Source organism: Streptomyces sp. NBC_01390, from assembly GCF_045040105.1.
Classification (GTDB): domain Bacteria; phylum Actinomycetota; class Actinomycetes; order Streptomycetales; family Streptomycetaceae; genus Streptomyces.
On record NZ_CP109551.1, the window covers coordinates 5,988,983 to 6,011,704 of the forward strand.

20 protein-coding genes and 2 pseudogenes are annotated in these 22,722 nt (G+C 69.9%); 9 read left to right on the forward strand and 13 right to left on the reverse strand.

What is annotated here, in order from left to right:
* Position 1: 1 nt before the first annotated feature.
* Positions 2-1,567, reverse strand: coding sequence for an ABC transporter substrate-binding protein (locus OG241_RS27040; protein ID WP_405818711.1), 1,566 nt, complete (start codon positions 1,565-1,567; stop codon positions 2-4).
* A gap of 174 nt (positions 1,568-1,741) precedes the next feature.
* On the opposite strand from OG241_RS27040, the gene OG241_RS27045 reads away from it, so the two are divergent.
* Complete coding sequence (locus tag OG241_RS27045) at positions 1,742-2,389, forward strand: Lrp/AsnC family transcriptional regulator (RefSeq protein WP_405818713.1); 648 nt, start codon at positions 1,742-1,744, stop codon at positions 2,387-2,389.
* Positions 2,390-2,971: 582 nt separating this feature from the next.
* Positions 2,972-3,604 (forward strand): glyoxalase, encoded by a 633-nt coding sequence (locus OG241_RS27050; RefSeq protein WP_405818715.1) that lies wholly within the window; start codon positions 2,972-2,974, stop codon positions 3,602-3,604.
* A 53-nt stretch (positions 3,605-3,657) separates the two neighbouring features.
* Here OG241_RS27050 and OG241_RS27055 read toward each other — a convergent pair whose 3' ends face one another.
* Positions 3,658-3,849, reverse strand: coding sequence for a hypothetical protein (locus OG241_RS27055; RefSeq protein ID WP_405818716.1), 192 nt, complete (start codon positions 3,847-3,849; stop codon positions 3,658-3,660).
* A gap of 392 nt (positions 3,850-4,241) precedes the next feature.
* Between OG241_RS27055 and OG241_RS27060 the strand changes: the two genes are divergently transcribed.
* From OG241_RS27060 to OG241_RS27070, 3 genes and pseudogenes are all read left to right on the forward strand, one after another.
* On the forward strand, positions 4,242-4,475 hold the full coding sequence (locus OG241_RS27060) for a hypothetical protein (protein WP_381362988.1): 234 nt from the start codon (positions 4,242-4,244) through the stop codon (positions 4,473-4,475).
* The gene (locus OG241_RS27065; RefSeq protein ID WP_405818718.1) at positions 4,475-4,867 is read left to right on the forward strand and encodes a type II toxin-antitoxin system VapC family toxin; all 393 of its coding nucleotides are present in this window, start codon (positions 4,475-4,477) and stop codon (positions 4,865-4,867) included. Before OG241_RS27060 ends, OG241_RS27065 begins: the two co-directional genes overlap by 1 nt.
* Positions 4,868-5,635: 768 nt before the next feature.
* Positions 5,636-5,974: pseudogene (locus tag OG241_RS27070) on the forward strand (RICIN domain-containing protein); the annotation flags it as partial.
* Positions 5,975-6,017: 43 nt separating this feature from the next.
* Here OG241_RS27070 and OG241_RS27075 read toward each other — a convergent pair.
* Positions 6,018-6,299 carry a hypothetical protein gene (locus tag OG241_RS27075; RefSeq protein ID WP_405826919.1) on the reverse strand — a complete coding sequence of 94 codons (282 nt, stop codon included), beginning with the start codon at positions 6,297-6,299 and terminating at the stop codon, positions 6,018-6,020.
* Here OG241_RS27075 and OG241_RS27080 point away from each other — a divergent pair.
* The gene (locus tag OG241_RS27080; protein ID WP_405826921.1) at positions 6,277-7,341 is read left to right on the forward strand and encodes a hypothetical protein; all 1,065 of its coding nucleotides are present in this window, start codon (positions 6,277-6,279) and stop codon (positions 7,339-7,341) included. The two genes, OG241_RS27075 and OG241_RS27080, sit on opposite strands and share 23 nt — an antisense overlap.
* 89 nt (positions 7,342-7,430) lie before the next feature.
* Here OG241_RS27080 and OG241_RS27085 read toward each other — a convergent pair whose 3' ends face one another.
* From OG241_RS27085 to OG241_RS27110, 6 genes are all read right to left on the reverse strand, one after another.
* Positions 7,431-9,872: a non-reducing end alpha-L-arabinofuranosidase family hydrolase gene (locus OG241_RS27085; protein ID WP_405826441.1), complete on the reverse strand. Its 2,442-nt coding sequence runs from the start codon at positions 9,870-9,872 to the stop codon at positions 7,431-7,433.
* Positions 9,873-10,055: 183 nt separating this feature from the next.
* Positions 10,056-10,847, reverse strand: a complete 792-nt coding sequence (locus OG241_RS27090) for a hypothetical protein (protein WP_405818719.1) — start codon at positions 10,845-10,847, stop codon at positions 10,056-10,058.
* On the reverse strand, positions 10,844-11,374 hold the full coding sequence (locus tag OG241_RS27095) for a SigE family RNA polymerase sigma factor (RefSeq protein ID WP_405818721.1): 531 nt from the start codon (positions 11,372-11,374) through the stop codon (positions 10,844-10,846). The genes OG241_RS27090 and OG241_RS27095 overlap by 4 nt, the downstream gene beginning before the upstream one ends.
* Before the next feature lie 146 nt (positions 11,375-11,520).
* Entirely contained in the window at positions 11,521-11,679 is a 159-nt protein-coding gene (locus OG241_RS27100) for a hypothetical protein (RefSeq protein ID WP_405818723.1), read from the reverse strand.
* A gap of 184 nt (positions 11,680-11,863) precedes the next feature.
* Positions 11,864-12,577, reverse strand: coding sequence for a TetR/AcrR family transcriptional regulator (locus OG241_RS27105; RefSeq protein ID WP_405818725.1), 714 nt, complete (start codon positions 12,575-12,577; stop codon positions 11,864-11,866).
* Positions 12,578-12,627: 50 nt separating this feature from the next.
* Positions 12,628-14,244, reverse strand: a complete 1,617-nt coding sequence (locus OG241_RS27110; protein ID WP_405818727.1) for a gamma-glutamyltransferase family protein — start codon at positions 14,242-14,244, stop codon at positions 12,628-12,630.
* Positions 14,245-14,440: 196 nt separating this feature from the next.
* Here OG241_RS27110 and OG241_RS27115 point away from each other — a divergent pair, with 196 nt between their 5' ends.
* From OG241_RS27115 to OG241_RS27125, 3 genes and pseudogenes are all read left to right on the forward strand, one after another.
* Positions 14,441-15,124, forward strand: coding sequence for a transporter substrate-binding domain-containing protein (locus tag OG241_RS27115; protein WP_405818728.1), 684 nt, complete (start codon positions 14,441-14,443; stop codon positions 15,122-15,124).
* A gap of 451 nt (positions 15,125-15,575) precedes the next feature.
* A complete protein-coding gene (locus OG241_RS27120) occupies positions 15,576-15,791 on the forward strand; it encodes a hypothetical protein (protein ID WP_405818730.1) in 216 nt (71 codons plus the stop codon).
* Between the two features lie 164 nt (positions 15,792-15,955).
* Positions 15,956-16,162 (forward strand): annotated as a pseudogene (locus tag OG241_RS27125) (diaminopimelate epimerase); the annotation flags it as partial.
* 212 nt (positions 16,163-16,374) lie between these two features.
* Here OG241_RS27125 and OG241_RS27130 read toward each other — a convergent pair.
* The 4 genes from OG241_RS27130 to OG241_RS27145 form a co-directional block, all read right to left on the reverse strand.
* Positions 16,375-17,616: an MFS transporter gene (locus OG241_RS27130; protein WP_405818731.1), complete on the reverse strand. Its 1,242-nt coding sequence runs from the start codon at positions 17,614-17,616 to the stop codon at positions 16,375-16,377.
* 62 nt (positions 17,617-17,678) lie between these two features.
* Positions 17,679-18,872, reverse strand: coding sequence for an ATP-grasp domain-containing protein (locus tag OG241_RS27135; RefSeq protein ID WP_405818732.1), 1,194 nt, complete (start codon positions 18,870-18,872; stop codon positions 17,679-17,681).
* A gap of 35 nt (positions 18,873-18,907) precedes the next feature.
* Complete coding sequence (locus OG241_RS27140; protein ID WP_405818734.1) at positions 18,908-19,576, reverse strand: LysE family translocator; 669 nt, start codon at positions 19,574-19,576, stop codon at positions 18,908-18,910.
* A 2-nt stretch (positions 19,577-19,578) separates the two neighbouring features.
* A complete protein-coding gene (locus OG241_RS27145; protein ID WP_405818736.1) occupies positions 19,579-22,716 on the reverse strand; it encodes a non-ribosomal peptide synthetase in 3,138 nt (1,045 codons plus the stop codon).
* Positions 22,717-22,722 lie beyond the last annotated feature (6 nt).

Here is a 22,722-nt window from a genome sequence, read left to right on the forward strand (position 1 = left end):
ACTACTTCGCACCCAGGGCGGCGACATCGACTGTCCACACGGGGTTGTACGCGAGGCCGGTGACCGTCGAGGCCGACACCATGTGCCGGCTCGGCTGCATCAGTGGAACGAACGGGCTACCGGCATTCAGGGTGGTCTGGATCTGCTCGTACAGCTTCTGGCGGGTCGCGGTGTCGGTCGTGGTCGCCGCCTTGTCGCCCAGCGCGGTCAGCGCCGGGTCGGCGCCCGCCTTGTAGCCCGCGCGCAGACCGACCAGGCCGCCGGGCAGGAAGACCAGATAGTCGCTGGGGTCCGGGTAGTCCGGGCCCCAGTACCAGAGGCCGACCTCCTCCTTGCCGTTGCGGTAGTTGTCCAGCTCCGTCGTGGTCGGCGCCGGCGCGAGGGTCACCGTGATGCCGACCTCCTTCAGCTGGGCCTGCACCCGCTCGGCGAGCGTCTGCAGTGACAGGCCGTCCACGCTGAGGTCGCTCGGGTAGCCGAGCTTCACCGTCGGGTTCTTGACCCCGCTCGCCTTCAGGGCCGCCTTCGCCCCGCTCAGGTCCCGCTGCTGCGCCTGGGAGGAAGGCAGCGCGCCGACGAACGTTGTCGGAATGAGCCCGGGCGCCTGCACCGCGCCGGTCCCGCCGAGCGCCAGCAGGCCGGTGTAGTCGAGGCCCTTGCGGACCGCCTCACGGAACTTGGCGTTCGACGTCGTACCGCTGATCCCCTTGTCCAGGTTCAGCAGCAGGAAGATCACATCCGACGACGCCCCGCTCAGCACCTTCAGCCCGCCGCCGAGCCCCGTCACCTGGTCCGAGTTCAGGTCCAGCGCCACCTGGCTGTCACCGCGCTGCACGTTCAGCTTCTGCGTCGGCGCCTGGACGTTCCGGAGCACGATCTTGTCGTACGTCGGCTCGTTCGACCCGGTGTACTTCGGGTTCTTCGCGAGCACGACCTGCGTGTTCGTGTCGAAGGACGTCAGCGTGTACGGCCCGGAGCCGGCGGAGGACTTGTTGAGGTACGCCTCCGAGCCCCCGTTCGCCTTCACCACCTTGGCGTTGAGGATGCCCAGCGCCGGGTTCGGCAGGATGAAGGGCAGCGCCGGATTCGCCTTCTTCGACGTCAGCGTCACCGTCGAGTCGTCCGTCTTGGCCACCGTCACCCCGTCCAGCAGGAACGACGGATTGCCCTTGATGTCCATGACCCGCTGCAACGAGTACACGACATCGTCCGCCGTGACCGCACTGCCGTCGGAGAACTTCGCCCCCGCACGCAGATGCAGAGTCAGCGTCCTGCTGTCCGAGGACTCCTTGTACGAGGAGGCAAGTCCCGGCAGCGGCTTGGTGACGTCACTGCCCTTGAACGTCAGCAGCGTCTCGTACAGCGCCTTGTCCACGATGCCGCCGGTCGTCTCGAACTCACGGCCGGGGTCGGCGGTCTTCAGATTGAAGGTCGTGTCGATCACCAGCGTCCTGCCGCCCGACGAGCCGGACGCACCGCCACCGCCAGAGCAGGCACTGAGGGCGAGCGCCGCGACGGCGACGAGCGAGACTGCCGCCGGGTACGACCCGGTGCGCGATCTGGACATGGGTGCCTCCGAGAGCAGGGGGACGGAGCGGAGAAGGCACGGCGGGCATCTACGGCCGCCGGAGGAAGTCCCAGGAAGTACCTGGACGATTCACCGTTAGGGTGGGCTGAAACTAACCACAACCTCCGGCTAACAGGACACGACCAAGACGAATCATCCAGGAAAGGCATTCCCATGGCAGATCTGTCCAGTCCTGACGCGTCCCGCGAACCCCGTTCTGGACGGATCGGCATCGGTCTCGCCCTGGATTCCGTACATTTCAAGATCCTCGACATCCTCCGCACCCAGGGCCGGATCTCCGTCGCCGCCCTCGCCGAGCGCGTCGGCGTCTCCCGCGCGAACGCCTACACCCGCTTGGAGGCCCTCCGCGCCGACGGCGTGATCAGCGGCTTCAGCGCCCGCGTCGACCACAGCCGGGTCGGTCTCGAGATCTGCGCCCTGATCTTCGTCACCGTCCGCCAGGAACTGTGGAAGCAGTTCCGCACCGCTCTCGCCCAGCTGCCGGAGGTGGAGTACTGCGCCGTCACCACCGGCGAGCACGACGCCATGATCCAGGTCCGGGTGCGCGACGTCGCCGCCGTACATCGCCTGGTCACCGACCAGCTGTCCACGATTCCCGCGGTACGCGCCACCGAGACCGTCATCATCCTCGACGAGGTACTCCGCCGCCCTTACGTCCTGCCGTCCGCACCCCGCGCCACCGAATCGACGCCGACCACCCCTCAGGGCGTCCCCGGAACGAGCCAGTTCGGCATGACCCGCTTCATCCGCGCCGCCGAAGGCCGAGCCGACCTCCAACGCATTTCCGAGCCGGAGGACTGACAGCTGACGCGGTCACCGTCCATGTATGCACTCGCGACGATGCCCCGGGCCGGACACCGGAGCGAGCCGAACCCGGAGCACCGACCGCCGTGCACGGGCATCGCCCCGCCGGTTCACCGCGCCGTGCCCACAGCGTGCCCGCAGGAGCGGACAACCACGGTCGACAGCGGTCGACCCGACCCGCACGACCACCCCGAAGGGACATCATCCGCGCAGGTCAGACCCACATCGCCCGCCCAGGCGCCGTAGCTTCCCAAGCTGAGAGTGCGAGTTCGATTCTCGTCACCCGCTCCATATGAAACCCCCAGGTCAGAGACCCGGGGGTTCTTTGTTGTCTAGACCGGTGCGCGGGTGGCGCACCATAACCGCACCATTAACTCTCAGCAGTCTTCTCAGTGTGGTGTACCGGGGAGGGCGCCAACCGACAGGGGGCGCGGGCGCACCAGCCCGGCTGCTCGACGCCGACCACGGCTCGGGTGGGCGGGGCGGCGGCCCTAAGGCCTCTCGGGCCCGGGGCCCCGGCGGCCAGACCGAGCAGTTTTCGAGAAGCATCGGCGACTCGGCCGCCCTACCGTCGAAGACATGGACTCCATCGACTCCGTCACCCTTGAGGTGGCCGACACCACAGCCGCCGCCCGCTTCTACACCACCGCATTCGGACTGGTCCCGCCGCAAGTGCGCCTGCGTGCCTCCGAAGCCCCCACGACCGGCTTCCGCGGTTTCACCCTGTCGCTCGTGGTGTCCCAGCCAGGCAACGTCGACGCCCTCGTCGGCGCCGCCCTCGACGCCGGCGCCACCGCCCTCAAGCCCACCTCGAAGTCCCTGTGGGGTTACGGCGGCGTCGTTCAGTCCCCGGACGGCACGATCTGGAAGATCGCGACATCGGCGAGGAAGGATACGAGCCCGGTCACCCGGGACTTCGACGAGCTCGTGCTCCTGCTGGGCGTCGAGGACGTGAAGGCCAGCAAGCAGTACTACATCGAGCAGGGCCTCACTGTGGGTAAGAGCTTCGGCGGCAAGTACGTCGAGTTCGCCACCGGGCCGGGCCCCGTCAAGCTGGCTCTGTACAAGCGCCGTGCCCTCGCCAAGGACGCGGGTGTCCCCGCCGACGGCACCGGATCGCACCGGTTCGTACTCTCCAGCGACGCCGACCCGTTCAGCGACCCGGACGGGTTCCGCTGGGAAACCACTACCCCCCCGACCGCCACCGCCTGAGCCGAGTGACCTCCGACTGCTGGACAGCACTTCAGAAAAAGGCCCCTTACGGCCTACGGCTGCATCCCAACAATGAAGACCCGGACTGGTTCCCGCACCGAAGCCGTCTTCATCCTTCTGAGCGCCGCCGACGGCCGGACGAAAAGGGTGTCCACCACGGCGGGGCGGCCGACATCTTTCAGTGCTTCTGCAACGCCGGCTTCCGCCCAGCGCTCACTTCCAGGTCTCGGCAGTTCGTCAGCCACGGAAATCAGGATCCCGGCGCCCCCGATCGGACGGCGTGCCCATAGCGTGCCCGTAAGACCGGTCAACCACGGTCAATTACGGTGCAATCCTGCACCTTCGGGCGCCGCACCCGGCTGCACATGCCCAGGTCAGAAGCTATCCGGCCGCCCAAGCGCCGTAGCTTCCCAAGCTGAGAGTGCGAGTTCGATTCTCGTCACCCGCTCCAGAGTGAAACCCCAGGTCAGCGGCCTGGGGTTTGTTCATAGGTCACAACATCGACCGCAGCGACCAGCCAAGGAGAGCCCTCAGCCTGCCGCTCCCTCCGCCGGACCGAATGGCCCTTTCCTTCGCCGCGGACGGGACGACGCGCTCAGACTTGCCAACATAAGACAGTTCGTCTTACATTGACTGTATGGCTGACACCATCACGATCCGCAGCGACTCGGAGACCGAGCACGCTCTGGATGTTCTCACTCATGACGGCAGTTCACGCTCGGCGGCCATCCGCCAAGCCGTACTCGAAGCCGCCCTCCGCAAAGAGCGGGCCGCCGCCATGCGCCGCGCCGTCCTGCGGATGCCACTCGGCGAACCGGACGGCATCGACATCGCCGCGGAGATCGCCCGCAGCCGCGAGGACGAGCGCTGATGATCTATCTCGACTCGGCCGCCATTGTGAAACTCGTCCATGCCGAGTCCGAGTCACAGGCATTGCGCGACTGGCTCGACGAACGGGCGGAGACTGGATGGACGAGTTCGGTTCTGGCGGAGATCGAGTCATCGCGGGCACTGGCACGCTACGCCCCTGAGGCCGTCGCCCGGCTCCACCCGGTCCTCGACCTGATCGAGTTGGTAGAGCTGGACGGCGGCATTCGCATTTTGGCCCAGACCGTGAGGCCGGCAACCGTACGGAGTCTGGGCGCCATTCACCTGGCAACGGCTCTCCGCATCCGCTCCCAGCTCACCTCCTTCGTCACGTACGACAAACGACTGGCCGATGCCGCCCAAGCAGCAGGACTGACCGTCGACGTGCCCGCCTGAGACATCGCGCGGGCAAAGCACCAAGCCACAGCACATCTCGCCTTCGCCGGAACAGCAGTCGACGTCCCACCGAAGGCGCCCGCACCTGCCTCGCTTGACCCGCGTGCCCTATCCGTGCACTTCAGAGCGGCCAACAACGGTCACCAAGGGTGCGTTCCCGGCCCAACCATGGAAACTTGGTCCCGCGATACCGCTGTTCAGCGCACTGTTCCGCGCGCAAGCGCCGTCGCTTCCCAAGCTGAGAGTGCGAGTTCGATTCTCGTCACCCGCTCCATGAAGAAGACCCAGGTCGTAGACCCGGGCCTTTTTGCTGCCCGTGATGATCAGCGGTCTCGTGCCGGATACTTGATCGTCGGGTTCGGTAGGCCCCTCTTCCGGCACGGCCGCAGCTTCCTGGCGTGCCTTGTGGGTGGGTGGGGTCCGAAGCCTGTGCCCCCTCGCGTGCCCGATCGATGGCGGGGTGGTGGCCACGCGGGCGGCGCTCTCCGCGTCCAAGCAGAAAAAGTTCAGTGGATCTTCGCGGCAACCTTTTCGGCTTCTCTGACCACTCGGTGTTGTCCGGCCAAGTGGTCCGGTCAGTTGCGACAGCTGAAAGAGAGCACAGGCATGTCCCTGGAACCAGAGCGCAGACATGTCCCCGGTCCACCCACGTCATCGGTGGCGTCCAACGTCGGCGGCCACCGTGCCGACGCCGGCGCGCGCGGTGGTCGTCCGAAGCATCGTGGCCGTCGGCTGCTCGCGCGTCGGGGTCTCTGGGGAGGTCTCGCCATGGTCGTCGTGGCCGGCTCGGCTGTCGTGGTCAGCCAGGCTTCGGCGGACCAGAAGAAGACCGTGGATCTGAAGAAGTGGTACGTGCTGGTCAACCGCAACAGCGACAAAGTGCTGGACGACCGCGGCTCCGCCAAGAACGACGGCGCGGCGATGGTGCAGTGGAGCCGTCACGGCGGGGCCAACCAGCAGTGGCGGTTCGTCGACTCGGGTGACGGTTACTACCGGCTGCAGAACCGGAGCTCCGGCAAGGTGCTGGACGACCTCGGCTGGTCGAAGACCGCCGGCTCCGCCGTCGTGCAGTGGAAAGACGTGAACGGCACCAACCAGCAGTTCAAACTGGCCAAGTCGTCGAACGGCTACGTGCGTTTGGTCAATCGCTTCAGCGGCATGGCTGTCGGTTCAAGAGCGCCGCCAAGGCCAACGGTCTCGACATCGTCCAGAACCGCGACCGGGCCGCCGCCAACCAGCAGTGGAAGCTCGTCGAGGCCGGCAGCGTCGGCAACACCGGGAACCCGGGGGGCTCCGGCAGCACGCCCACGCCCAGCGCCAGCTCTCCGGCGAGCCAGGCTCCGAGCAGCACCCCGACATCTCCGTCGGGGTCTCCGGCCGCCACCAACGGCACGTCGACGAAGAGTTTCATGGGCAGTGACAAGGTGCTCATCGGCGGCTCGATGTCCGAAGCCTCGTTCAACGCGGCGCCGTTCGACGTGCGCTACGCCTACATACACAGCCAGCCCGCGCCCTCGTCGGCCGCCTATACGGCGTCGCGTTGCAAGGATGAGTGGTCGGGCTGGTGGGGCTGCTGGGGCGGCACCAGCACGGCGCCCGGAAACCAGGTGACCTGGCAGGACAGTGTGGCGGCCAAGGCGACCTACCAGGGCAAGTCGCGACCGCAGAAGTATCTGTGGACCTGGTACTCGTTGCGCGACCTCGGGGACGCGGCAGGCGAGGGCGACGGTCCGGGCGAGGTCAAGGCCATCAACAGGACCGACCTGCTCACCAAGTACCTGAACGACTACCGTTTCTTCCTCCAGAAGATCGGCAACTCGCACGACATGATCGACCTTGAGCCCGACTTCTGGGGCTTCGCCCGGTCGCTCGGCAATCTGCACCAGGTTCCCGCGCAGGTCACGGCCTCGAATTCGACGGACTGCGCATCGCAGGAGAACAGCGCCTCCGGACTCGCCCAGTGCCTGATCCACATGGCGCACACGTACGCGCCGAACACCGCCGTGGGGCTGCACCTCTCCTGCTTCGACTGGGAGAGCAACCTCCAGAAGTGCGTCAAGGACTACGCGGACCTCGGGGCGAAGAACGCCGACTTCCTGGCCACCGATGTGTCGGACCGCGACGCGGGCTGGTACGCACAGCCGGCCCACGGCGGCAGTGACCACTTCTGGAACGACCAGAAGGCCGCCACCTCGCTGAAGTTCTGGAAGACGATGGCCGAGTCCGTGGGCAAGCCGGTCGTCCTGTGGCAGATCCCCGTGGGCAACATGGCGGGGAACAACACCTCCGGCCACTTCAAGGACGACAAGGTGGACTGGTTCTTCGGGCACATGGACCAGGTGGCGGACGCGCACATCGCCGGCCTGCTGTTCGGTGCGGGGTGGACGGAGCAGACGACACCCGAGACCGACGGCGGAAACCTGTTCAACAAGACGATCGCCTATCACAACTCGGGTGGTACACCGCTTAAGTAGCGGTGCAGCACTCAACACGAAAGGCGCCCCCATCGCTTCGATGGGGGCGCCTTTCGTTGTCTTCGTCGGGGCCTTCGTCGGGCTGAGGGTCAGCGCTTGAGGGTGAGGATGCCGGGGCGGTACGGCAGGTTGTCGTAGGAGGTGCCCGACGGGGTGTTCGGGGACTTGCCCTGGTAGAGGAGCTGCAGGTTGCAGGGGTCGATGGTCATGGTCTGGTCGGGGTTGTTGCGGACCAGGTCGCCGTGGCTGATGTCGTTGGTCCAGGTGGCGCCGCTGTTGGCCTTGCCGGCGAAGGGGCTGGACTCGGTGGCGGCCTGCGCCGTCCACGGACCGTTCAGGCTGGTGGCGGTGAAGGAGCGGAAGTAACGCTGCTCGCTCGCGCCGCGGGCCTCGACGATCATGAGGTACTGGATCTGGCCCTGGACCTTGTACACCTGCGGTGCCTCGAACAGGTTCTTCACCGTGTCGCTCATGACCGTCGTGTACGACGAGCCGAAGCTGCCGGGGAAGTTCCCGATCGGCATGGTCGCCTTGTAGATCTTGCCGTTGTCACCGGCGAAGAACAGGTACATGTTCTTGTCGTCGGCGATCAGGGTCTGGTCGATCGGACCGGTGCCGGATTCGCTGCTGGGGATGCTGCCGGTGAACAGCTGCTGCGGCGCGGACCAGCCGTTGGGGTCGGTGGGGTCGCTGGAGGTGCGGTAGCTGAAGGGCGACGGACCCCACTGGTACGCCAGCACCCAGATCTTCTTGGGCGCGAAGTAGAACAGCGTGGGCGCCACCGCCTTCTCGCTCATGCCGGTCTGGCGGGCCGACGCCATGTCCGACCAGTTCGTGAAGGGGCTGAACGCCATCGAGCCGTAGGCCGATCCCGAGTAGTCCGACCCGTAGACCAGGTGCTTGCCGTTGTAGGTCACGGTGGTGAAGTCCTTCAGCGAGGCCCACCCGTTCGCCGGCTGCGCCAGCGCGTCCGTCGAGGTCCACCGGTAGGTCGACGGAAGAGCACACGTGTTGCTCGTCGGCGCCGCGGTCGTGTCGCTCTTCGGCGCCGAGGTCGGCTGGAAGTTCCAGCGCTGGTTGCCGCCGCCGTTGGCGTCCCAGATCTGGACAGGAGTGCCGTTTGCGGTCTTGCCGCCGGGGAGCTCCAGCGCCCGGCCGCTGGCGGCGTTGGTCAGCGTGTAGGTGCCGTCGCTGTTCCGGCCGGCCTTCCAGTGTTGGTGGGCGCCGCCATTGGCGTCCCAGACCGTCGGCCTCGTCCCGTTGGCCGTCCGGCCTGCCGGCTCGTCCAGTACGCGGCCGCTGGCGATGTTGGTCAGCGTGTAGGAGCCGTCGCTGTTCTTGGTGGCCTTCCACTGCTGGTTGGAGGCGCCACTGGCGTCCCACACCTGGAGCTCGGTGCCGTTGCCGTTCTGGCCCGCGGGCTCGTCGAGCACGCGTCCGGCGGCCGCGTTGGAGAGCGTGTAGACGGTGCCGGAAGCGATCTCCCCGGCCTGTGTGCCGGTGCCGCTCGTGCTGCCGGTGCTGCCCGTACTGCCGACACTGTTCAGAGTGGTGAGCACCGCGCTGTAGGCGGGCTTCTTGTTGCCGCCCGCGTCGAACAGCAGCGCGTTCTCACCGGTGCGCCAGGAGTCGCTGTCGCGGATGCCCCAGACCGTGATGCCCGTGCAGCGAGCGACGTTCACGCACGCCTGGACGGCGTTGGTGTACGCGGTGGCGGACGCCTGGGCGATGTCGAGCTCGGTGAGCTGGACGTCCACGCCGAGCGCGGTGAAGTTGGACAGCGTGGTCTGGAAGCTGGCCGGCGGGCCGCCGGCGCCGAAGTGGCTCTGGAAGCCGACGCAGTCGATGGGCACACCGCGGGACTTGAAGTCCTTGACCATCTTGTAGACGCCCTGGGTCTTGGCGTCGGACCAGTTCTCGATGTTGTAGTCGTTGTAGCAGAGCTTGGCGGAGGGGTCGGCAGTCCGGGCGGTACGGAAGGCCTCCTCGATGAAGCCGTCGCCCAGCACGTCCTGGAACACGGAGCTGCGGTGCTGGCCGCTGCCGCCGTCGGCGAAGGCCTCGTTGACCACGTCCCAGGCGTAGATCTTGCCCTTGTAGTGGGTCATCTCCTGGGTGATGTGGTTCTTCATCACCGTGCGCAGGGTGCCCGCGTCGGTGATGGACTTGACCCAGCCGGGCAGTTGGGAGTGCCAGACCAGGGTGTGTCCGCGCATCCGCTGTCCGTGCGCGGAGGCGTGGTCGACGATCCGGTCGGCGGACCCGAACGTGAAGGTGCCGCGGGAGGGCTCGATGGCATCCCACTTCATCTCGTTCTCCGGGGTGACCATCTTGAATTCCCGGTCGAGAAGAGCGGAGTACGTGGAGTCGCCGAGCTTGCCCGCGGGGACTGCCGTGCCGAAGTAGCGGCCGCTGCCGACCGCCGCGTCGGCGGCCGTGGCCGGTGTGGCGGCGTCCGGCGTGAGTGCGGCCAGGGCGACCAGCGGTACGGCGGCGCCCGCGGCGGCGAGGACCACGGAGGCGGCGATCACGCGGCGGGTGGCCGGGCGACGGCGATGAGAACGGTTCTGATCTGACAACGGTATGTCCTTCTGGCGCAGCGGGCCCTGATCCGGCCCCGGTCACCCGCCAGTTGCCGCCACGCACACAAAGGTTGCCGCGATCAAGGGAAGCATTCTCACGGCCGTCGTCGCCGCCTTGCCGCGCAGCGGCGTTCACCGGGTCGGGACGAACCCTCCCCGGACCGACGCGGAGCCGCCCGAACCCTGTGCGTCGACGCGGTAGCCGTCGCCCGTGGCCTTGCGCACGCCGGCGCCGTTGTTGAACTGCGCGGCGAACTCATGGTTCCCGGCCGGCACGGTCAGACCTGGCTTGAGGACCCAGCGGTAGACCAGCGCGCCACCGGCCTCCTGGACGGTGACGGTGAAGTCATCACCCGGCAGGGTCTGCCAGGTGCCGGTGTTCTTCGTGCCGCCGGTCTGCACGATCCGGATCTCGATCGTGAGCGAGGTGAGCGGCTGGGTCGTCTTGAGGGCGAGGTTGCTCTGCGTCCAGTAGACGGTGCTCTTCGCATCCAGCGAGCCGGCCGACCGCAGCGGCCCGTTCCGGCTCTCGCCGGCGGTCGGCGAGGGACTGGTGGCCGTGGCCGACGGAGTCGGGCGCGCGCTGCCCGGCGTGGTGGCCGGGGGCGGCACGACAGGGGTGGGGTGGGCCGATTTCGGGGGTGGGGAGCTGACGGCCGGGGGCAGGGTGGTGGGCGTGGTCACGGTGGGCTTCGGCGGCGGGGTCGCGACGATGGCGGCGACGGCGAGGCCGCCGGTCGTCAGGATGCCGCCGGCGGCGAGCCCGGCGAGGACGACCCTGGTCCCGGACCTCGCGAACGGTCGCGCGCGGTGCCGGACGGCGGGGCCGGCCATGCCGCGTTCCACCCGGGCCAGCATCCGCGCGCGGTCGGGCCGGTGGGCCTCGGCGGCCTCGCGCAGCCGACGGTTGATGTCCTCGTTCACCGGTTCCTCCTTCCTGGCACCAGGTCCCCGGCCGCGTGTGCGCCCAGGAGCTTTTCCAGCTCGGCCATTCCCTTCGAGGTCTGGCTCTTCACCGTTCCGACCGATATGCCCAGCGCCGCCGCCGTGTCCTTCTCCGACAGGTCGAGGGCGTGTCTCAGCACCACGCAGGCCCGCTTGCGGTACGGCAGCCGGGCGAGCGCCGCGCGGACGTCCAGCACGGCCGCCGCGTCCGGCCCGTCCACCTTCTCGGGGCTGCGGGACCAGAACAGCGTGATCCGGCGCCGCTCCCGGACCGTGCTGCGGATCCGTCCCCGCGCCAGGTTGGCAACCACACCGCGGGCGTAGGCGAGCGGGTGGTCGGCCTGCCGAAACCGGTCCCAGCGCTGCCACAGGGCGACCAGGGCATCCGCCGCGAGGTCGTCCGCCGCGTCGGTCTCGCCGGTCAGGAGGTATGCCAGACGGGCGAGCTCGGCATAGTGGCGTTCGAAGAATTCGTGGAACTCCGCGGACGCGTCATCGAGGACCATCCCCCGGTCGCCCTCTCCTAGCCATGAAGTGCGCGTTAGTTGCGCATTTAACAACAACGGGGGGCGCAGCCTACCGGTGCCCGGCCCGGGATTCGAACGGCGGTCGTGCATGGTTGCGGGGCGGTGACGGCTGACCGGCGGGCTGGTCAATGCCGGGCGAACCGGACGCCGGTCGGCTGCGCGACGGCCGGCTGCACGGCAGTGCCGTCGACGACCAGCGGCGCCAGGGGAATGCCCGTGACCGGTCCGCGCCTATGCCTGCGCCTGCGCCACGGTTGCGGCGCGGCGTGCTTCGTTGCCCTCATGCCCGTCCATCCGGTAGTGCGACTCGGCTTTCCGGTTCCCAGTTGCCGCAGAGGACGAGAAGGTTGCCGCCCCGACGCGGTTTCTCGGCGACCCGTGCACGGCACGAACCGTCCGCCGACTGCCAGGTGCTCATGGCCGTGTCGGAAGGGGTGTCCGCGCTGTAAGGACGCGGCGCGCTGTGGCTCAGGTGGGGCGGGCCTCGCGCTCCGTCTTCGCCCGGACCGTGTCGATGACCGCCTGGACGGCCGTCACGAAGTTCTGGGGGTCGTCCAAGCTCACGAACCGTGGTGCGACCCGCGCGATGTTGGGGTACTTGTCGGACGGCAGTGTGCGGTAGTCCGTCTCCCAGGCTCGCAGGTCGGCGTCCCGGAGTTCCGGGGACAGGGCGGCCAGGCTCGCGTCCATGGCGCTGTAGGCCAGCACCAGGTCGGCGAAGACCCGGTAGTAGCGGGCAGCTTCGGTGTCGTCGAGACCGGCCCGGCGCATGCAGTCCAGTTTGCGCTCCACGGACCGGAACTCGTTCTCCCGCCGGGCGGTGCGCGCTGCGGCCAGGGCCCCCACCCGGGGATGGCGGAGAAACGCCTCATGGATGTGGATCGCGATCTCCATGAGGTCGTGGGCCCAGTCGTCCGTGGGCGGCGGGGTGTTGGCCAGGGCCTCCTCGTGCAGGGCGTCGATGAGTGCCAGCAGCAGTTCGTCCTTGTTGCGGAAGTGCCGGTAGATCGCCGTCGGATGGGCGGACAGCTCACGGCCGAGGGCCTGGAACGTCAGCCTCTCCATACCGGAGGAGTCCGCGACCCGGAACGCCGCCTGGACGATCAGCTCCTGGCTCAGGGTGCCTCGCGGCAGCCGGCTCCGGCTCGCCCTCTTGGTCGTCCTGGCACTGCTGTCAGTCATGCTTCCTTCCCCACGTCGATCGCTCCCTGATCGCGTATCCGGCCATGGTGTCAGCCGGCCACCGCCGAACCGTCCGCGCGCGGATCGGTGGCCACCGCCAGCTGCGGTCGGCCGTCCCCGGCAACTCGCCGGACCAACTGGCCGTGGCCCACCCCGTCGTCGTTCGCGCCGAGCGACCGGACGCTGAAGGCCGCCCCCTCGATCGCCTGGACGCCGACGGCAGGAACGTCCCGCTCGGTGCTGACGACGCCCGCGCCGGTCGTCCCTCCCGCCTCCATGGCTCCGAGGACCCAGCGTGGCACCGACACGGCGTGTTCGGGAGAGGAACCGGCGGCGAGGTGCAGGGCCATGTGGGTGTGCACCTGGGGTTGTGCGCGTCCGCCCATGGCGCCGTGCGCGCCGACGAGTTCGCCCCCCTCGCGGACCAGGACCGGCATGAGCGTGTGCAGCGGCCGCTTCCCGCCGGCCAGCCGGTTGGGCGAGGCGGGGTCGAGGGAGAACGAGGCGCCGCGGTTGTGCAGGACGATCCCGGTGCCGGGGTCGAGCAGCGCGGCGCCGAAGCCGTGGAAGACGCTCTGGATCAGGGAGACCCAGGTGCCGTCCGCGTCGGCCACCACCACCGCCACGGTGTCACCGGTCGCCTTGCGCTGGGCGAGCAGGTCGACCGCCGTGCCGGCCATGGCGTGCTCGGCGATGCGCCGCGCGTACGCGTCGGACAGCAGATGGTCGACGGGGGCGCTGCTCCACTCCGGGTCGGCGCAGTGGCGGTCACGGTCGCCGGCGGTCCAGGCGAGTACGGAGGCGACCACGCCGGCGTCGCGGCCCAGCGGGTCGAGCGGCCCGCGGACGGTGCGGGCCACGTCGAGTGCCTTGAGGCCCTGCAGGAAGTAGAGGCCTTGCGAGTTCGCACCGGCCGACAGGTACTCGACGCCGTCGTACTCCGCGACGAGCGCCGGCGAGAGCTCCACGGTGTGCGCGGCGAAGTCCTCCTCCGTCATCGCGGAGCCCCCTGCTGCGAGCAGCTTCACCAGGCTAGCGCCCACCTCTCCGCCGTACATCGCCGCGGGGCCTTCCGAGGCGATCAGGTCCAGGGAGCGGGCGAGGCGGGGCTGGCGCAGCGTCTGTCCGGCCGCGAGGACCTCGCCGTCGGCGAAGAACACGCCGCGCATGCCGGGATCGCGCGCCAGGTTGCCGCTCTCGCGGGCGAGGTCGTGGGCCAGTCCGGAAGCCACGGGCACCCCCTCACGGGCGGCTGCCTCGGCGGGCGCGAGCGCCGAGGCGAGCGGGCGGGTGCCCCAGGTCTCGGCGAGTACGCCCCACCCGGCGACCGCGCCGGGAACGGTCACCGGCAGGGCGCCGAGCACGGGCATCAGGTCGTGCGCCGCCGTCAGCGACGCCACGTCGACCGCTCGGGGGGACCGGCCGCCGGCGTTGACGAAGCGGATGTCGCCGTCTCGGGTGCCCACCAGGGCCAGCAGATCGCCGCCGACAGAGCACTGGTTGGGGTACACCACCGTCAGCATGGCGGCGGCGGCGAGCGCCGCGTCGACCGCGTTGCCGCCGCCGCGCAGTACCTCGGCGGCCACGTCGCTCGCCGCGGCGTGGGGCGTCGCGACGGCCCATTCCCCGCCCCGCGCGGCGAGCTGACGTTCGGTGAGTGCGGACATCGTTCCCTTTCCGAGTGCGCCGACGGCAGTGCGCCGACGGCCACCTGCGGTGCGCCCTGTTAACTCCCGTGTTACCTGGGGCTTATTGACAGTCCGAGAGCGACGGGCCTAGCTTCCCTGTCATAGTCAACGTCGTCGACTATGACACTGACTAAATCGCCGCGCAACAGCGAGAACTTCGCAAAGGGGTTCGCACATGGCCTGGTCGCTCTCCTTCTCCCGCCGATCGGTGTCCGTGCTGGCCGGCACCACCGCAGTGGCCGCCCTGGCCCTCGCCGGCTGCGCCGGCGGTTCCGGCGACACCGACGCCGCCGCGAAGCCGGCGTCGGTCAAGGTGCCCTCGGGTGCGCTCGTGAAGAGCGGTCAGATCACCTACTGCTCGGACATCAGCGCGCCGCCGCTGACGTACTACGACACCGCGCAGAAGCCGGTGGGAGCCGAGGTCGAACTCGGGGACGCGCTGGCCGCCGAACTCGGGGTCCGGGCGAACTGGGCCAACACCAGCTTCAACGGGATCATCCCGGCGCTGCAGGCCAAGCAGTGCGACGCCATCGCCCGCGCCCTCGCCATGAAGCCGGAGTTGATGCTCTTCGACGAACCGACGAGCGCCCTCGACCCCGAGATGGTCGGCGAGGTCATCGCCGTGATGAAGGAACTCATCGACGACGGCATGACGATGATCGTCGTCACGCATGAGATGGGTTTCGCCCGCTCCGCCGCGGACCGGCTGGTCATGTTCGACCAGGGGGCCGTCCTGGAGGAAGGCCCCCCTGAGAAGCTCATGACGGACCCCGCCCACGAACGCACACGGGCCTTCCTCGGCCCCGCGTCAACCGCCAAGAGGGCCCTGCGCCTTTCCGCGCCGACGGCGTGCCCATAGCGTGCCCTTAAGCCCGGTGAACCACGGTCAACAGCGGTGCGATCCCACACTCCCGGCCGTTTCGCCAGAGAACATAAGGCCAGGTCAGTGGGCTGGGGTTTTTTGTTGTCTAGTCCGATTCGGGGGTGGCGTGCCCTCTGCGTGCCCTAAGTCGAGGGTGAGCGGCTGCACCAGGCCCCTTCGGGCGCCGTTCCGAACATTCCACGCCCGAGGCGTCTCAAATCGCGAGACGCATTTCATGTGACCTGCGCCACGCATTAGCCGCATATGAGTGAAGTCGCCTACGCAAAGCACCAGTTCACGGATGAGATGACGCACGTACGCCTGGTCCGAGGCCCGCCGACCCCCCGAGCCGGCCTTGGACCATGCACCGCAGCCGTGCTTCTACGGCAGCCGCGTTGTCAGTGGGGCTCGTCAGGCTCCCGGGCAGCACTGAGAGCGGAGGCCACGGATGGCCAAGTTCAACATCGACGAGCGCGCCATCGACAAGATGCAGCAGGAGATCGTCAAGGAGTTCGAAATGGCGGCGCGCAAGCATCCAATCCGCGTGCCGATCGAGGTCCCCTTCCTCCTCTCGGCACCATCGGCGGTCAGAGGCAGCCAAGCGATATCCACATGGGCGACTTCGTGTGCCTCGGAGGGCAGTACTTGCGAGTCCGCGACATGAGGTCCGCCGGCACCGTGGAACACCGGGTTCTGATCTTCGACGGGCACTCCCCGTGGGTTATGAACAAGCCGACGACCACGTATCGACCCATCGAACTTCTCTGACCCCAGGCCCTGTTCGGCCATCACGAGAACCAACACCTCAGCCCAGCGAGGAGCTTTGCCATGCGCTTCCGCAAGATCTATGGAGCAGGGAACGACTTCGTCTTGTTATCCGACCCCGTGCCTGACGGCGAGAAGGACTGGTCGAAGGAGGCCGAGCGTCTCTGTGCCAGGCGAACCGGCGTAGGGGCGGACGGCCTTGTCATCAGCAGCCTGATCAGCATCAGCCCGGTCGTCCTCGTAGTCGGCTGCTTCAACGCCGACGGCTCGATCGCAACGATGTGCGGCAACGCCCTGCGGTGTACCGCCTGGGCCGCACACCATGACCACGGCTTCAGCGAGATGAGACTCCGCATGGCGGGGGTGGTGCACGAGGCGATCGTGGAAGGCGACTTCTCCTTCTGTGTCCGCTCCCTCGGCGGCGGCGAGCGCGTCGAAGGGCACGCCAAAGCGGCTGTGGAGCGTCTGCCTGCCGATCGTCTTCACGTCCGGCCCACCTCCTGGGCGTCGCTGTCGTCCGCCGCGGTCTTGTCGGGCTCGCGTACGCCGATGCCGATGCAGAGCGCGGCCCCGACGCCCAGTGCCGCGCACATCGACCAGACGGCGGCGTCGTGGAGTTCGAAGAGGGCCGCGCCGATCGCCGGGCCGACGGCGTAGCCGATCGACTGGCTGGTGGCCATCAGCCCGATGTAGCGGCCCCGCAGCTCCGGCGGGGCGATCAGGGCCGGGTACGCGCTGACCGGCGGCGCGCTCACGATCTCCCCGAGTGTCCACACCAGGGTGCCGACGACGAGGATCCACAGTCCGGCCGGCAGGCCGAACAGGGCGACGCCGACGCAGAGCACCAGGCTGCCCAGGGCCATGGTGAGGCGCATCGGGAGCACCTGGAGGACCCGGGTGAGCGGGAGTTCGCCGAGGATCACGACCAGCGCGTTGAGCGCCACGAGGCTCGTGAACACGTAGTCGGAGTGGCCGCGGGCCGCCACCTCCAGGGGGAGCACCGTCTGGTACTGGATCTCCACGACGGCCACCAGGAACGTACCCGCCACCACGAGCACGTACCGGCGGTCGCGGAGCGCGGGCAGGTACCCGCCTTTCGCCCCGGTGGCGGGGCCGTCGCTCATGCCGCGCGGCATGACAGGCAGTCGCCACAGCACGGCGGCGGCCACCAGGAGCGCGGCCGCCGCATTCACGAAGAAGACGAGCGTGTACGAGACCTGGGCCAGCGAGGCGCCGAGCAGCGGCCCGAGAGTGGCACCGGTGTTGAGGCCGAGCCGCATCGCGGCCGAGGCCATGACCAGCCGGTCGGCGGGAGTGAGTTCGGCGAGCATCGCGGTGGCCGCGGGCCGGTACAGCTGTCCGGTGGCGCCGGCGCAGGCAATCACCACGAGGAGCAGCCACATCGACTCGCCGGCCAGCAGCGGGACGGCCGCGACCAGCAGACCGTACACGGTCATCGAGCCGGCAATGGAGGCCCGTGCCCCGACCCGGTCGGTGATCGCCCCGCCAGCAAGGACGCCGGGGATGGCGCCCAGGCCGAAGGCGGTCAGCGCCATGCCCGCGCGGGCCGCGGGGTAGTCGGCCTCACGGGTCAGGAACAGCACGAGGAAGATCGGGACGAAGCTGCCCATGCGGTTGATCCCGATGCCGACCAGCAGCACGACCACCTCGCTCGGCAGCTCACGCAGGGTCCTGAGGACCCCGGTCGGCTTGGAATCCGCCACTGTTTCTCTCTCATTCTGCCGTTCGTTCCCTACACCGATCCCGTCGATCCCGCGGTTCCGCCTCAGCCGAACCGGGGGTGCAGCCGGCTCTCCGCGTCCTGGATCCGCTGCCGGAGTTCCGCGCGCTCGTCGGCCCCCACCACGAGGTAGCCGGGCCGTTCGTGGCTGTAGCGCCACACCGGCACGCTGTCGCCATCGGCGACCTCGACGAACGCCTCGACGACGCCGGCCGCGGCCCGGCACTCCTCCTCTCCCGTCACGCCGGTGACGCGCACGTCCTGCCAGGGCAGGAAGTGCACGGCGGCGTACCGGTACGCGGCGGGTTCCTGCGGCGTGGGGGCGGTGCCGGGGAGCACGGAACGGACGGCCAGCTCGTACTGGTCGGCGCCGCTGACCATTCGGGTGAGCAGCGGGATCCGGTCGCCGCCGGCGCGGGTGTGGGTCTCGATCACGAACGGCCGGCCGCCGGAGACCATCACCTCGGTGTGCGAGGCGCCGAGGGTGATCTCCAGCGCGTCCAGACAGCGACGGACGCATTCCGTGATGGCCCGCTCGGTCTCGGGCGGCAGGAGGGCGGGCACCTCGTGGCCGGTCTCGACGAAGTGCGGCTTTCCCGTCGTCGCCTTGGCGGTGATGCCGAGGATGCGGTGGTCCCCCTCGGAGGACACCGCCTCGACGCTGAACTCGTCACCGCTGAGGAACTGTTCCCACAGGGCGCCGGTCAGCTCGTCCGCCCGGTCGCGGTACTCCTCCGGGGTCTCGACGTACGCGATGCCCTGGCTCCCGGTACCCTCCGCGGGCTTCACGATCAGCGGGAAGTCCTTGTCGCCGGGCGTGTCCGTGCCGACGATGCCGAAGGCGGGGCCGGGCACGGTGTCCGCGAGGACGCGTCGCATCAGCAGCTTGTTCCGGGCCCGTACGACGGCGCGGACCGGCACGGAGGGCAGTCCGAGGGCCTCCGACAGGATGGCCGCGGGCAGCGACCCCATCTCGGTGAACGACAGGACGGCGCGGACCGAGTCCGGCAGCGGCACCCGCAGCACGCTCAACGGGTCGCTCTTGAACGGCACATGGACCACGCCGACGGCTCCCGGCACCGACTCCGGGGGCGTGTCGACGGGGTCGACGAACCAGAGGAAGGGGATGCCCAGGCGCGCCAGGGTCTCGTAGCCCTCGGCGGGCCTGGAGCCGATCAGGACGGCGATGCCGTCGGCTGGAGCCCCCTCGGGGAGCGTCGGGTCGTGTGCGGCGGTCATGCTGTTCTCCTTGTTTCCCGGCCTTCGCCGGGCTCTCATACCGGGCGCTCGGAGAGCGCCACGTCTACCCCGACCAGGACCAGTGCGGTTCCGGTGATCGCGTCCATCGCCCGCCGGACGGCCGGGTGGGCGAGCCGGTCACGGAGCCTGCGTACGCCGAGGACGAGCAGTCCGAACCAGAGGAGCCCCTCCAGGTCGTGCACGAGCGTCAGCGCGATGCCGGTCAGGAGTTGCGGTGCGCCGTCGGGGATGAACTGTGGCAGCATCGCCATGTAGAAGACGCCGAACTTCGGGTTGAGCAGGTTGGTCGCGGTACCGCGCCACCACAGGCGGACCATGGAGTCGCCGCCTGCCGCCTGGTCCGCCTTGGGCGCCGGGTCCGCGGGGGCGGGCGGCCCGGCGCCGTCCGGACCGCGGCCCGGACGGCTGCGCCACAGCATGCCAAGCCCCAGCCACAGCAGATAGCCGGCTCCGGCCGTCCGCAGCACCAGGTACGCCACGTCGGAGGCGGCGAGCACGGCGGTGGCGCCCACTGAGGCCGCCACGCCCCAGCACAGGGCACCGGTGTTGATGCCCAGTGCGGTCGCCATGGCGCCGCGCGGCCCGACGGCCAGTGCGGTCCGCAGCACCAGGGCGGTGTCCAGGCCCGGCGTGATCGTCAGCAGCCCCGCGACCAGGGCGAACGACGTGACCTCCGCGAACATCCCTACAGCTCCTCGCCCGTCACCCGCAGCAGGGCCTCCAGCTCCTCCGGCGTGCTCGCCCCCGTCATCTCCCGGATCACGGCGACGGCCAGGTCGGCGACGCAGCGCTCGGTGAAGACGGTGGTCAGCGGCAGGTCGAGCCCGAACTCCCCGTTGACGGTGGCGATCATGCGGGCCGCGAGGAGCGAATGGCCGCCGAGTTCGAAGAAGTTGTCTCGCGCGCCGATGCCGGTGCGGCCCAGGACCGTGCTCCAGATCTCCGCGAGGGCGATCTCCAGCTCTCCGGAGGGCGCCACGTAGGCGGCGCTGAGTGTGGCCTGCCGCGCGGTGCCCGGGGCGGGCAGGGCTGCGGTGTCGACCTTGCCGTTGACGGTGCGGGGCCACTCCGGCACGAGGACGAGTTCGGCCGGCCGCATGTACTCGGGCAGCCGGGCAGCCAGCCGCTCGCGCAGCCGGGCGTGGACCTCCTCGGCAGGGCCAGCCGTGACGGCGTAGCCGACGAGCGAGGGGTCGCCGTTCTCCGGGGTGTGCAGGGCCGCGAGGGCGTCCTCCACCGCGAGGTCCTCGCGCAGTACGGCGGAGATCTCGCCGAGTTCGATGCGGAAGCCGCGGAGCTTGACCTGACCGTCCGCGCGGCCGAGGAACTCGACGGTGCCGTCCGGGCGGAACCGGCCGCGGTCCCCCGTGCGGTACATCCGCGCGTGCAGCGGGTCGCCGGCGGCGAACGGGTTGGGCAAAAACGCGGCCGCCGTCAGGTCGTCCCGGCCCAGGTAGCCGCGAGCGAGGCCCGCTCCGGAGATGTGGATCTCACCGACGACGCCGGGCGGCACGGGCCGGTCATGGGCGTCGAGGACGTACAGCCGGGCGCCGGGCAGCGCGGGTCCGAGGTGCGGGCGCTCGCCCCGTACCTCGCCAACGGCGGCGTTCACGGTGGCCTCGGTGGGGCCGTACACGTTGTAGAACGCCGGTCCGCTCTCCGCGAGCCGCGGCCACAGGGACTCCGGGATCGCCTCGCCGCCGACCAGTACCAGTTCGGGCCGGTAGCCGGTGGACTCCAGCAGGCCGCGCTTCACGAGCAGAGCCAGGAAGGACGGCGTGACGTCGAGGACCTGGAGCCGGTGCCGCTCGGCGAACTCCAGGAACAGACCCGGGTCCTGGCGGGAGGCGTCGTCGTACAGGTACAGGGTGCACCCGTACAGGAGGGTGAGGATGCGCTCGACGGATCCGTCGAAGGCGAGCGAGGCGGTGAAGCCGACCCGCAGGCCCGCGCCCTCGGGATCGTGCCGTCGGTAGATCCGCTCGCGGTGCGCGCGGGCGAGGTAGACGGCCGAACGGTGCTCGATCTGGACGCCCTTGGGGCGTCCGGTGCTCCCCGAGGTGTAGATGACATAGGCGAGGTCGGCCACCCCACACTCCACGGGCTCCTCCCCGGCCGACGGAGCCGCGCCGTCCTGGAGGTCCGAGACGGAGATCACCGGTACCGGCAGTTCGCCGGCGGGCCGCTCGGACAGGTCGGTCACCAGCAGCGCGCTTCCGCTGTCGCCGAGGATGTAGCCGATCCGCTCGGCGGGCGTCGCCGGGTCGAGCGGTACGTATGCCATCCCGGCGCGCCACACGCCGAGGACGACGGCGACCATCTCCGCACTGCGCTCCACCAGCAGGCCGACCCGGGCGCCCGGGCGCAGGCCCTGGTGGCGCAGGCCGTCCGCCACGGCCGCGGCACGCGCGTCGAGTTCGGCGTAGGTGAGGCCCTGATTCGCGGCGTGGACGGCGAGGCGGTCCGGGGTGCGGGCGGCCTGCCGGGCGAACAGCTCGTAGACGTGTCCGGCCTCGTACGGGGTCTCCTCGGGCGCGTGTCCGAAGCCGTCGAGCACATCACGGGTGCCCGCGTCGGTCAGCAGTGCCAGCTCGGCGACCGGGCGACCGGGGCCGGCGGTCAGCTCGTCGAGCAGGACGCCGAGGGACGCGCCGAGGGACTCGGCGGTGGCCCGGCCGGCCGGGGAGTCGTGGCGCAGGGCCAGCCGGAGGGAGCCGGGCCCGCGCAGCACCTCCAGGGCGAACGCCCGGGGGTGGGCGGTGTCCAGGTCGGCAAGGGCCTCGACGGCGGCGTCGGAGGCCAGGACCAGGTCGGTGAAGAGGACAGGGCGGCGCGGATCGCGGGCGTCGCAGTCGACGGTGCCCCGGGGCACGTCGTCCCAGCTGAAGTGGTCGGTCATGGCAAGGAGTCCGGTGCGCAGCCCGGCCAGCCGCTCGACGAGTTCGCGGCCCGTCTCCTCCTCGCCGAGCCCGGCGGCGAGCGGCAGGTACCAGGAGAGCAGTCCCGCGGTGGTCGCCAGATCGGGGTAGCGGCGGCGGTGGTCCACGTAGACGCCGCACTGGAAGTCGCGGTCCGCATTGTGGCGCCACAGGACCACGAGCCAGGCGGCGAGGACGACGGTTCCGGGGTCGGTGTCCAGCTTCGCCGCGAGTTCGGCGATCCGGCCGCGCAGGGCGGCGTCGACGGCGAGTTCGACGCGGCCGCCGTCCTCGGTGCCCCCCTCCGTGCCGTCCCCGTCCGCCACGGCTGGCGGGCCGTCGGTGTACGCCTCCTGGCCGAGGCGCGGGGACGGCAGGCCGGGGGCGAGCTCGAGGGGGGGCGCCGCTTCGTCGGGCACCTGGGTGCGCATCTGCTGCTGCCAGGCCGCGTACTGTCCGATCTGCACGGGCTCGGCGGGCTCGGCGCCGCCGAGCAGGTCCAGCAGTTCGGCGCCGAGGGCGGCGAGGGCCCCGGCGTCGACGGTGCGGACGGAGAGCGAGAGGGCGAGCTCGGCTGGGGCGCCGTCCCGGCCGGACCGGTGCTCCACCTTCAGCGGCAGCCCTGGCAGCGTGGCGATCCCGTCGCTGTCCGACCCGTCCGGCTCGTGCCAGTGCAGGTCGGCCGGGGCGTGGACGGCGTTGACGACGCCGTAGCCGGCGGGGGCGGGCGCCACGCGGCTGCGCAGCGCGTCGTGCCGGGTCACCAGCCGCCCGACCGCGGCACGGACGTGTGCGGTGTCCCAGGCGGCGTCGAGCCGCAGGACGAACCGCGCCGCGGCGTCCCGGTCCGGGGACTCGGCCTGCTGCAGGGCGGCGATGTGGTGCGCGATCTCTTCGGTGCTCAACGTGCG